Origin of the sequence: Rhodoferax sp. (assembly GCF_030646845.1) — a bacterium.
Taxonomy (GTDB): domain Bacteria; phylum Pseudomonadota; class Gammaproteobacteria; order Burkholderiales; family Burkholderiaceae_C; genus Rhodoferax.
Window position 1 is genome coordinate 20,186 of record NZ_JAUSLE010000076.1, and the last position, 10,789, is coordinate 30,974.

Genomic DNA, 10,789 nt, shown 5'->3' on the forward strand with positions numbered 1-10,789 from the left:
CAAACTATGAGTAGCTTGATCGAGCAGGCGGCGCAGCGTCTGGAACAGCTTCGTCAAGCGGGCGCCGACATGCCTCCGATACCGCCAGTTGGTCCGGCGGGTGGCGTGGCTGGGAAACCAGTGAGCGAAGCGCAGCCTGCGGCTCTGTCACGACGTGTTGAAATTAATTTGGACGCGCTTGCTGCTGCTGGGATTGTCAGTCCCAATGCACCACGATCCCAGATTGCAGATCAATACCGGGTGATAAAGCGGCCGCTGATTGCCAACGCCATGGGCAGAGGTGCCTCGATCATCGCCAACGGCAACCTGATCATGGTAACCAGTGCATTGCCTGGCGAAGGCAAGACTTTTACCGCGATCAATCTGGCGATGAGCATGGCCACCGAGTTGGATTACACCGTGATGCTGGTCGATGCTGATGTGGCGCGACCTTCGATCATGAATGTGCTGGGACTGCCTGAAGGTCCCGGTCTGCTCGACCTGGTTGTTGACGAGTCGAAAGACTTGTCCAGCATGCTGTTGAGAACAAACATCGATAAGTTGACAATTTTGCCAAGTGGAACGCAGCATGCGCGCGCCACCGAGTTGTTGGCCAGTGACGCCATGATCCGGCTACTGGATGACATGGCCAAGCGCTACGCCGATCGCATCATCGTTTTTGATTCTCCGCCGCTTCTTCCCACTACAGAGTCGCGGGTGTTAGCTTCTCACATGGGTCAGGTGGTGATGGTGGTGCAGGCAGAAAAAACTTTGCAGTCAGATGTCCAGCAAGCCTTGGCCACCATTGAAGCATGCCCTGTCAAACTGATGCTGCTAAATCAGGCAAAGACCATTTCCAAGATGGGGTATGAATATGGCTATGGATACGGGTATGCGCAGCCGCAAGCCTGACTATCTTTTTGTGTCAAATCGGCCATGAGCTCTAGCCTCATTTCTTCGTCAATGCTCCGAATGCGCGTTGCCCGCGTTCCACTGGCGGGATTCCTGTTCGTGGCGTCGGCGGGCGCGTATAGTCAGGTGACCATCGTGCCGCGTGTCTCGATCACCGAAACCGTGACGGACAACGTTCGCCTGAGCAACACCAGCCACCAAGCGGAGCAAATTACCGAAATCGGCGCTGGGATCCAAATCAATATTGACGGGGGAAAGCTCAAGACATATTTTGACTATTCTGGAAGTAGTGTGATGTATGCACAAGGCTCATCACCTAACAGCACCGAATTCCAGAACGGGCTCAATACATTTGGTACGCTGGAGATGGTGGATAACTGGGCGTTTGTCGATTTCAGTGGCGCCATTTCGCAGCAAGGAATTTCGCCCTTTGGCACCCAGTCAATTGGCAACACATCCATCAACGCCAATAGAGCAGAGGTCTCCAACTACCGGCTTTCGCCTTATGTGCGCGGTCGGTTGGGTAGTCTGGCCGACTATGAGGCTCGTTACAGTCGGGCGATCACAGGCAGCGATGCTGCGGCAACGTCAGGCGTGACTACGGTCGATGGTCTCGTCAAGATCAGCGGTGACACTAGCTTTCGGAGTCTTGGCTGGTCGGCAGATGCCAGTCAGCAAAGTGTTGATTACAGTGCTGGACGTTCCACTGAAGTTGACCGGTTCAACCTTGGCTTGTCCTATTCGTTTGCGCCTCAATTCAACGTGTTCGCCAGTGCCGGGCGTGAATCCAACAACTACACCACCTTTGACAAGGAGAGCTACGCGACCAGCGGGTTTGGGGCGAACTGGTCTCCGTCCGAGAGGACCAAGTTGTCAGCCGCCCGCTATCGCCGTTCATTCGGAGACGCGCACAGTCTGAGTTTCGATTACCGAACGGCACGCACTGCCTGGAAATATACTGATGCGAAGGATGTCTCGGCGACGCCAAACCAGATCGGTTTTGCAAGTCTCGGATCCATCTACGATATTTTGTATAGCCAGTTTGCATCGATCGAACCTAATCCCGTCTCTCGCGCGCAGTTGGTCAATGCATTCTTGCAGGCCAATGGCATCAATCCGAATGCTGCGGTAGTCAGCAGTTTTTTGACGTCGGCTCTGTCAGTGACGCGTCGGCAAGACCTGTCGTTCGCGCTGCTGGGTGTGCGTGACACTGTCACTTTTTTGGCTACCCGGAGCGAGAGCAACAGGCTCGATACCTTGTCGACCGGCGTTGATGATTTCAACACGTCTTCCTTGATTCGTCAGCGTGGATTCAGTGTCAATTACGCGCATCGCTTAACCCCCGACTATTCGTTAGGTGTTCTTGTGTCGCAACAACATACGTCTGGTGATTCGAATTTGCAGAGTACAAAACTGCAATTGCTCAACGTCAACGTTACGGGCAAAGTGGGCAAGCAGGCCGTCGCGTCTGTGGGGGTCCGTCATGTGGTTTCCAGTGGCAACACAGCGCCTTACATCGAAAACGCTGTCATCGGCAGTTTGAATGTGCAGTTCTGACCCATGTATGAAGCTTTCTACGGGCTAAACAGCAAGCCTTTTCAGCTCAATCCCGATCCCAGTTTCTACTTTGGCAGCAAGCAGCACCGGCGGGCCAAGGCCTACCTTGAATACGGTGTGCAACGGAACGAGGGTTTCATTGTCATAACGGGCGAGGTGGGGGCTGGCAAGACCACCATTGTGCGAGGCTTGCTCGCCAGTCTGGACCCGGATAAAGTCGTTGCCGCCAATCTGGTAACTACGCAGCTCGATGCTGAAGACACACTGCGTCTGGTCGGGGCTGCCTTTGGCGTGCGGGTCAAGGACGTCTCAAAAGCTGACGTGCTGATGGCGTTGGAGGCCTACCTTGTCAATCAGGCAAGCCAGGGCAAACGCTGCCTGCTGATCGTCGATGAAGCTCAAAACCTCACCCCCCGGGCGGTGGAGGAGCTTCGCATGTTGTCGAACTTTCAGTTTGGCCAGCAGGCGCTACTACAGACGTTCCTGGTCGGCCAGCCTGAGTTTCGTGCCATCTTGCAAAGCCCCACCATGCAGCAACTCAGGCAGCGCGTCACGGCAACTTGCCATATCGGGCCACTGGATCTGGACGAGACAAGGGGTTACATTGAACACCGCTTGAAATGTGCGGGCTCTTCCGGGCGCCCCACATTCGATGCAGAAGCTTTCGACGCCATTTTCAACGCCTCCGGGGGCATCCCTCGCCGTGTCAACCTCATCTGCGATCGCTTGTTGCTCCTTGGTTTTCTGGGCAATAAAGACGCCTTTGGCCTGGATGATGTCAACGAGGTGGTGAGCGAAATTCACGACGAAGCGGCGGTCCCAGCCAATAAGGTGCTGGGAGACCGGCCCCCCTGGGACGACTCGGGTATTCAGGGTCTGACAGCGACCGGGTCAGTTGATATTGACCTCGCCAAATTGCAGGTCACGCCTGGTCTGGCGGCTGCTATTTCCAATCAAATCGACGACCTGGGTATCGAGCAGTATGACGGCCGCTTGAGGCGGCTTGAACGAAGCGTGCTTCGGCTGGAGCGCATCAACCTCGAAATTCTTGTCATGCTGCAAAAACTGGTTGCAGCTGTCAAAAAGCCAGGCCAGGAGAGCAGTCAATGAGCAATCAGTCTTCCATGAAAACACCGGGTAATGACTTGGGCCCCGTCATTTGCGTCGTGGGTGCCCGGCCCAATTTCATGAAGATGGCGCCCATCCTGAGGGCGATGGCGGCACACGTTCCGCCACTGCCGGTGCTGCTGGTCCATACGGGCCAACATTACGATAAGGACATGAGTGATCGGCTGTTTGAAGATCTGCGTCTGCCACGGCCGGACGTCAATCTTGAAGTGGGCTCCGGTACCCACGCCATCCAGACTGCGGAAGTCATGCGCCGGTTTGAGCCCATTGTCGATACCTACAAACCATCCTGCGTGGCGGTCGTGGGTGACGTCAATTCAACGCTCGCATGCTCCCTGGTTGCCGTCAAGAAGGGCGTGCCGGTGGTACATATTGAGGCCGGCCTGCGCAGTTATGACCGCGCCATGCCAGAAGAAATCAACCGCATCCTAACCGATCAGATATCGGACCGGCTCTACACGACAGAGCGTACGGCGGAGGAAAATCTGCGACTGGAGGGCATACCCTCCAGTCGAGTGTGTTTTGCTGGCAATGTCATGATCGATTCGGTGGTCTTTGGCCGGTCAAACGCCCGTAGCGCAGCAGAGACGTTAAAGGTCTGCAATGCAGACGCTTCAGTGTTAAGTCATCCTCTCGGTTACGGTGTGGTGACGCTACACCGTCCCTCGAATGTGGACCATCCTGAAACCCTACGTGCCTTGTTGGGGGTGCTGGGGGAGGTGGCGGCCCGTCTGCCTCTGGTGTTTGCGCTGCATCCCCGCACCCGCAGCAATATTGAGCGGTTTGGTCTGATGGACTTGATCGATCCCACGCGCATGGTTTTGCTGCCGCCGCAGGGTTATCTTGAAATGCTCGGGCTGATGTCGGGCGCGACCGTGGTCCTCACGGATTCAGGGGGGCTGCAGGAAGAGACCACGGCGCTGGGCGTGCCTTGTCTGACATTGCGGGAAAACACGGAACGTCCTATTACCGTTGAGCAAGGTACCAACATTCTGGTCGGGCGTGACCGGCAAGCCATTCTTGGCGCGGTTCAGGAAATTTTGGCGGGCAACGGCAAACGTGGCCGCGTTCCCGAATTTTGGGATGGACATGCCGCTGAGCGCATTGCGGCTGATCTTTATCAGTGGCTAATGAGTGGGAAACCGCAAGCGGCCTTGAAGTCGAGCACCCCGTAGAACATCGGTATGCCAGCCTCGCCCATCATCAACGCCTTGACGATCGATGTCGAAGACTATTTTCAAGTCTCAGCCTTTGCGCCGCACATTGCGCGTTCGGAGTGGAATACCCGTGAATGCCGCGTCGAGCGCAATATCGACGTCATTCTTGAAATGCTGGCAAGGCACGATACCAAGGCAACGTTTTTTACCTTGGGCTGGATTGCCGAGCGTTACCCGGACATGGTGCGACAGATCGTTCAACAAGGGCATGAACTGGCCAGTCACGGTTATGGTCACGAACGCGCCAGCGATCAGACCGAAGAGGCTTTTTTTGCCGACATTCAGCTCGCCAAAATCGTTTTGGAGGATTTGACGGATCGCGAAGTCAATGGCTATCGTGCCCCGAGTTTTTCAATAGGGACCGGCAACCTATGGGCCTTTGACTGCCTGGCTCGGGCCGGTTACCGCTACAGCTCAAGCATTTATCCCATTCGGCACGACCACTATGGCATGCCGGATTCGCCGCGTTTTGCCTATGAAGTGCGTCCGGACCTGATGGAAATCCCGATCACGACTCTGCGGGTATTTAGCCGTAATTTGCCTTCCAGTGGAGGTGGGTATTTCAGGCTATTGCCTTACGCCCTGTCACGCTGGATGTTGAACCGGGTGAATACGGACGACCGTGAGTCGGGCATTTTCTATTTTCATCCGTGGGAGATTGACACCGAGCAGCCTCGCATTGAGGGGATCAGCCAAAAAACACGCTTTCGGCATTACGTCAATATTGACCGCATGGAGGGTCGTTTGAACCAGTTGCTGCTTGATTTCAAATGGGGACGTATGGATCAGATATTCCTGGACAGATTTGCCAAACATGCCGTCACCGCCTGAGCACTCCGCGCTGACCATCAAGCGCCTGGACCCCCTGGATATCGCCACCGCAGCCCTCTGGGATGACTTTGTCATGGCGTGCCCAGAGGCTACATTTTTTCACCGGGCTGGCTGGCAAAAAATTGTGCGTGAGGTTTTTCGCCACGACACGTATTTTTTGTATGCCGAGGCAGGTGGTCGCATCCAGGGTGTATTGCCTTTGGGTCATGTCAACAGCTGGCTGTTTGGCAATTCATTGACGAGCCTGCCATTTGCGGTCTACGGCGGGGTTGCTGCGATCAGTACCCAGGCCGCCGATGCGCTTGAAGCGGAGGCCCAGCAGATCGCCAGGCGCCTGGGTGTCGCGCACCTCGAGTTCCGCAATGTCAATCCACGTCATTCAGACTGGCCGACACAAGATTTGTATGTCACCTTCCGCAAGGAAATCCTGCCGGATGACGAGGCCAATCTTCTGGCCATTCCGCGCAAGCAGCGCGCCATGGTGCGCAAAGGCATCAAGAACGGTCTGACGAGTGAAATTGACAGCACCGTTGACAGGTTTTTTGCGCTCTTTACTGACAACGTTCATCGGCACGGTACCCCTGCAATGCCCAAGAAATATTTTCAGGCTTTGCAGGCGGAGTTTGGCGCCGATTGCGAAGTTCTCACCGTCGTGGCGCCTGATGGCCGGCCATTGAGCAGTGTGATCAGCTTTTACTTTCGGGACGAAGTGTTGCCTTACTACGCGGGTGACTTTGAACCGGCGCGTGACTTGGCCGCGAATGATTTCAAATACTGGGAACTCATGCGCCGTGCCTGTGCCCGGGGCATTCGGGTGTTCGACTATGGCCGCAGCAAGCGGGGTACCGGCCCGTTTGCATTCAAGAAAAACTGGGGTTTTGAGCCCAAGCCGCTGCACTATGAGTTTTGTCTCTACAAGCGTGACGCCATACCGCAGAACAACCCGAACAACGCCAAGTACAAACTCATGATCAGCGCCTGGCGCCGCATGCCACTTGGAATGGCCAACTGGCTCGGCCCATTTGTTGTCAGGAATCTGGGATGAATTCGATAGCCGCCAATTCGCCAATTCCGTCAACGTTAACCCGACCCTGGCGGCTCGCTTTGCCTGCGTTACTGTTGCTGCTGGCGTGGGTTTTGTTCCTGTACCGTGACACGGGCATCGCGATGGTCACGATCTGGGCGCGGTCTGAAACCTTCACCCACGGTTTTCTCGTGCCCCCCATTGTGTTGTGGCTCATCTGGCGCCAGCGACACGCCATTGCCGCGCAGCAGATTCAGCCGGCACTGTGGATCCTTTTACCTGTCGCATGCACGGCCCTGGTCTGGTTGCTGGGTGATCTGGCCGCCGTCAATGCGGTGACCCAACTGGCTCTGGTGGCGTTATTGGTTTTGTCAGTGCCGGCGGTTCTGGGTCTGGCGGTGACGCGTCAGATCATCTTCCCGCTCGGTTTTCTGTTTTTTGCAGTACCCATTGGCGAGTTCGTTATGCCGCAACTCATGGCGTGGACTGCAGATTTCACGGTCTTTGCTTTGCGCCTGAGTGGTGTCCCGGTATACAGGGAAGGGCTGCAGTTCGTCATACCTTCCGGTAACTGGTCCGTGGTTGAGGCCTGCAGCGGCGTGCGCTACCTCATTGCATCCATCACGGTGGGCACTTTATTTGCGTACCTCAACTATCAGTCCACCAAGCGTCGCATTCTATTTGTCATCGTCTCCATTCTGGTTCCCATCGTTGCCAACTGGCTGCGCGCCTACATGATTGTCATGCTCGGGCACTTTTCTGGCAACAAGCTCGCAGTTGGGGTCGATCACCTGGTGTATGGATGGGTCTTCTTCGGCGTCGTCATCATGTTGATGTTCATCATTGGCGCCCGCTGGTCAGAACCCGAAAAAATGACGAGCGTCGGCGCTTCTGGTCATACCCAGCCGCTGCAGGCGGTTACTGCGACGAGAGTGTGGGCGATCGCGGCCTGTTTTGCCGCTGTGCTGGCCTTGCCCCAAATCGCCCTGTGGGTGATGGACCAGAGCGAAAGCGCTAAACCGGCCTCCCTTGTTGCCCCCGCGGCATTGGCGCCAGAGTGGCAGGCAGTGGCGTCGCCTGTTGCGGGCGGGTTCAAGCCGGCGTTCCAGAATCCATCCGCCGAGATCAATAGCACCTATGCACACGAGGGCCGCCCGGTCGGGCTGTATCTGGGCTATTACCGGCATCAGAATTACACCCGCAAATTGGTCAGTTCCAATAATTCACTGGTGCCCAGCAACGACCCGCAATGGGCGCAGGTGGCCTCTGCCAGCCACGAAGTGGCTATTGACGGCAAATCAGTCGTTGTGCGATCGGCTGAACTGCGGGCCACTGACTTGGCCGCGCAGGCTGTAAACAGCCGCCTGATTGTCTGGCAAATTTATTGGATAAACGGCACTTTGACCTCCAGTGACCACCTTGCCAAAGCTTATAGTGCTTTCTATCGGTTGACAGGGCGCGGTGACGACTCCGCGGTCATCATTGTTTACATGCCCAAAGATGCGCCGGGCGGCACTGATACTGTTCTTGCGTCGTTTCTGACGGCCAACTATCCGGCTATCAATCGCCTGTTGCTGAAGACTCGGCAGGACAAGTGAGAAGTAGATTGGCGGGAAGTTGATTCATTCATGATGTTTTGGAGGTTTTGCGATGACTGTGGTTGCTGTGATCGGGTTGGGTTATGTGGGGCTGCCGCTGGTGGTGGAATTTGGCAAACACCTTCGCACCATCGGGTTTGACATCGCTGTCTCCAAGGTGGAGTCCTGTCTCAAAGGCATTGATCCATCCCGTGAACTGTCTGATGAAGAAATGAGCGCCTCGCCGCATGCGGTGTACACGGCTGACCCATCCCTTTTGGCCGAGGCCGACATCATTGTTGTGGCAGTTCCCACCCCGGTCGACAATGCCCACATACCAGATTTTCGTCCCCTCATCGGTTCAAGCACCAGCGTGGGCCGTCACATGAAGAAGGGCGCCATCGTGGTCTATGAATCGACGGTGTATCCCGGCGCCACGGAGGAGGTCTGCATCCCCGTGCTGGAGCGCGAGTCTGGCCTGAAGTGGAAGCAGGACTTCTTTGTAGGGTATTCGCCCGAGCGTATAAATCCCGGCGACAAGGAGCACACCCTCACCAAGATCCTGAAAATTGTTTCAGGCGACACTCCTGAGACGCTCGACAAGGTTGCCAAGCTGTATGAAACGATTATCTTGCCGGGTGTGCATCGTGCGTCCAGCATCAAGGCCGCCGAGGCCGCAAAGGTCATTGAGAATACCCAGCGCGATCTGAACATCTCGCTCATGAACGAACTGGCCATTATTTTCGACAAGCTCGGCATCGACACCACCGAGGTGCTCGAAGCGGCTGGTACCAAATGGAACTTTCTCAAGTTCAAGCCGGGCCTGGTGGGGGGGCATTGCATTGGCGTTGACCCCTATTACCTCACCCACAAGGCCGAAATGCTGGGCTACAACCCGCAGGTCATCCTGGCAGGGCGCCGCATCAATGACGGCATGGGCAAGTTCATCGCCGAGCAGACGATCAAGCACATGATCGCTGGCGGCAGCTACGTCAAGGGCGCCAAAGTAAACGTGCTGGGGCTCACCTTCAAGGAGAACTGCGGAGACTTGCGCAACTCCAAAGTCATTGACATCATCAACGAACTCAAGACTTATGGCGTCGAAGTTTTCGTAACCGACCCGCAAGCCGAGTCGGATGAAGCCATGCATGAATATGGCGTCCCATTGTTGTCTTGGGCCGATCTGCCACGCGCGGATGCCATCGTGGCCGCCGTGGCCCACAAAGAATTTGCGGCGCTCAGCCTGGACGACTTCGCCAAGAAACTGGTCAAGGGCGGCGCGTTCATCGACGTCAAGGCTGCTTTTGACCGCAGCGTCATCGAAGGCGCTGGCTACAAGCTCTGGCGCCTGTAAGCGCGATAGGATGTCCAGAGTCTGAGCATGCAAGGTGATGACCGCCCTCTCGTCCTTCATGTGATGTACCGCTTTGACGTTGGCGGGCTTGAGAACGGCATTGTCAATCTCATCAATCACATGCCTGCCGATGCGTATCGGCACGCCGTGCTCGCGCTGACCGAAGTGACCGATTTCCGGCAGCGTATTCAGCGCAATGATGTCGAGTTCGTCTCACTGCGCAAGCCGCCAGGCCATGGCGTCTGGCAGTACCCCAAGCTTTTCAGGCTGATCCGCAAACTGCGCCCCGCCATTGTGCACAGCCGCAACCTTGCAGCTCTTGAAGTGCAAGTCCCCGCATGGGCGGCCGGAGTGCCGGTTCGCATTCACGGTGAGCACGGGCGTGACGTGGGAGATCTGGATGGCAGCAACGTCACCTATCAGCGCGTACGCCGCTTCTACCGGCCATTCGTTCACCACTACATGGCCTTGTCGCGCGATCTGGCTGACTACCTGGTGGACAAGGTGCAAGTTCCCCCCAGCAAGATAAACCAGGTCTACAACGGTGTCGACACTGACCGCTTCTGCCCTGCGCCCCATGGGCAGCAAGTCATTGCGGGTTGTCCGTTCAATCCGGCAGAACACTTCATAGTGGGCACAGTGGGGCGCATGCAGCCTGTCAAAGACCAGATCATGCTGGCGAATGCATTTGTGCAGGCCATCGTTCTGGACCCCAAACTGAGACTGCGTATGCGCCTGGTCATGGTGGGGGAGGGTCCCTTGCGTGCGCAAGCGCAAGCCATGCTCGACACCGCCGGCCTGGGTGCGCTGGCCTGGTTGCCCGGCGAGCGCAGCGATGTGGCTGACATCATGCGCGGCATGCATGTTTTTGCATTGCCATCGTTGGCCGAGGGAATTTCCAACACGATTCTGGAGGCCATGGCCAGCGCTGTGCCGGTCGTTGCCACCGCTGTCGGTGGCAATGCGGATCTCGTGTTGCAGGGGCAAACCGGCTATATCGTTCCGTCCGCGCATCCGCAGGCCATGGCACTTCGGCTGGTGGAGCTCGCCTCCAGTCCTGCGCGTGCGCATGCCATGGGTCAGGCAGGCCGCCAGCGTGTGCAGGCCACGTTCAGCTTGCAGGCCATGGTGTCCACTTATCAGCGTGTGTACGACCAGCAGTTGCGGCTATCAGACTCCATACGTTCCACCCCGAAAAATCAGTAAACAA

The 10,789-nt window shown here is 56.5% G+C and carries 9 protein-coding genes; all 9 read left to right on the plus strand.

Annotation, left to right across the window (positions count from 1 at the left end):
• Positions 1-6: 6 nt before the first annotated feature.
• From Q7T10_RS18795 to Q7T10_RS18835, 9 genes are read left to right on the plus strand one after another with little or no spacing between them, the layout of a single operon-like run.
• Positions 7-891, plus strand: coding sequence for an XrtA-associated tyrosine autokinase (locus tag Q7T10_RS18795; protein WP_304751139.1), 885 nt, complete (start codon positions 7-9; stop codon positions 889-891).
• 24 nt (positions 892-915) lie between these two features.
• Positions 916-2,448, plus strand: coding sequence for a TIGR03016 family PEP-CTERM system-associated outer membrane protein (locus Q7T10_RS18800; protein WP_304751141.1), 1,533 nt, complete (start codon positions 916-918; stop codon positions 2,446-2,448).
• A 3-nt stretch (positions 2,449-2,451) separates the two neighbouring features.
• On the plus strand, positions 2,452-3,558 hold the full coding sequence (locus Q7T10_RS18805) for an XrtA/PEP-CTERM system-associated ATPase (RefSeq protein WP_304751143.1): 1,107 nt from the start codon (positions 2,452-2,454) through the stop codon (positions 3,556-3,558).
• Positions 3,555-4,751, plus strand: a complete 1,197-nt coding sequence (gene wecB, locus Q7T10_RS18810) for a non-hydrolyzing UDP-N-acetylglucosamine 2-epimerase (protein WP_304751145.1) — start codon at positions 3,555-3,557, stop codon at positions 4,749-4,751. Before Q7T10_RS18805 ends, wecB begins: the two co-directional genes overlap by 4 nt.
• Before the next feature lie 9 nt (positions 4,752-4,760).
• Entirely contained in the window at positions 4,761-5,624 is an 864-nt protein-coding gene (locus Q7T10_RS18815; protein WP_304751147.1) for an XrtA system polysaccharide deacetylase, read from the plus strand.
• Positions 5,608-6,669 (plus strand): FemAB family XrtA/PEP-CTERM system-associated protein, encoded by a 1,062-nt coding sequence (locus Q7T10_RS18820; protein WP_304751149.1) that lies wholly within the window; start codon positions 5,608-5,610, stop codon positions 6,667-6,669. The genes Q7T10_RS18815 and Q7T10_RS18820 overlap by 17 nt, the downstream gene beginning before the upstream one ends.
• Positions 6,666-8,246: an exosortase A gene (xrtA, locus tag Q7T10_RS18825; protein WP_304751151.1), complete on the plus strand. Its 1,581-nt coding sequence runs from the start codon at positions 6,666-6,668 to the stop codon at positions 8,244-8,246. The genes Q7T10_RS18820 and xrtA overlap by 4 nt, the downstream gene beginning before the upstream one ends.
• Before the next feature lie 52 nt (positions 8,247-8,298).
• A complete protein-coding gene (locus Q7T10_RS18830) occupies positions 8,299-9,579 on the plus strand; it encodes a nucleotide sugar dehydrogenase (protein WP_304751152.1) in 1,281 nt (426 codons plus the stop codon).
• A 27-nt stretch (positions 9,580-9,606) separates the two neighbouring features.
• Positions 9,607-10,785, plus strand: a complete 1,179-nt coding sequence (locus Q7T10_RS18835) for a TIGR03088 family PEP-CTERM/XrtA system glycosyltransferase (protein WP_304751154.1) — start codon at positions 9,607-9,609, stop codon at positions 10,783-10,785.
• The last annotated feature ends 4 nt before the right edge of the window (positions 10,786-10,789 follow it).

Coding starts and splice junctions, on each gene's coding strand:
- Q7T10_RS18795 (WP_304751139.1), top strand. CDS start 7: ATGAGTAGCTTGATCGAGCAGGCGGCGCAGCGTCTGGAACAGCTTCGT.
- Q7T10_RS18800 (WP_304751141.1), top strand. CDS start 916: ATGAGCTCTAGCCTCATTTCTTCGTCAATGCTCCGAATGCGCGTTGCC.
- Q7T10_RS18805 (WP_304751143.1), top strand. CDS start 2,452: ATGTATGAAGCTTTCTACGGGCTAAACAGCAAGCCTTTTCAGCTCAAT.
- wecB (WP_304751145.1), top strand. CDS start 3,555: ATGAGCAATCAGTCTTCCATGAAAACACCGGGTAATGACTTGGGCCCC.
- Q7T10_RS18815 (WP_304751147.1), top strand. CDS start 4,761: ATGCCAGCCTCGCCCATCATCAACGCCTTGACGATCGATGTCGAAGAC.
- Q7T10_RS18820 (WP_304751149.1), top strand. CDS start 5,608: ATGCCGTCACCGCCTGAGCACTCCGCGCTGACCATCAAGCGCCTGGAC.
- xrtA (WP_304751151.1), top strand. CDS start 6,666: ATGAATTCGATAGCCGCCAATTCGCCAATTCCGTCAACGTTAACCCGA.
- Q7T10_RS18830 (WP_304751152.1), top strand. CDS start 8,299: ATGACTGTGGTTGCTGTGATCGGGTTGGGTTATGTGGGGCTGCCGCTG.
- Q7T10_RS18835 (WP_304751154.1), top strand. CDS start 9,607: ATGCAAGGTGATGACCGCCCTCTCGTCCTTCATGTGATGTACCGCTTT.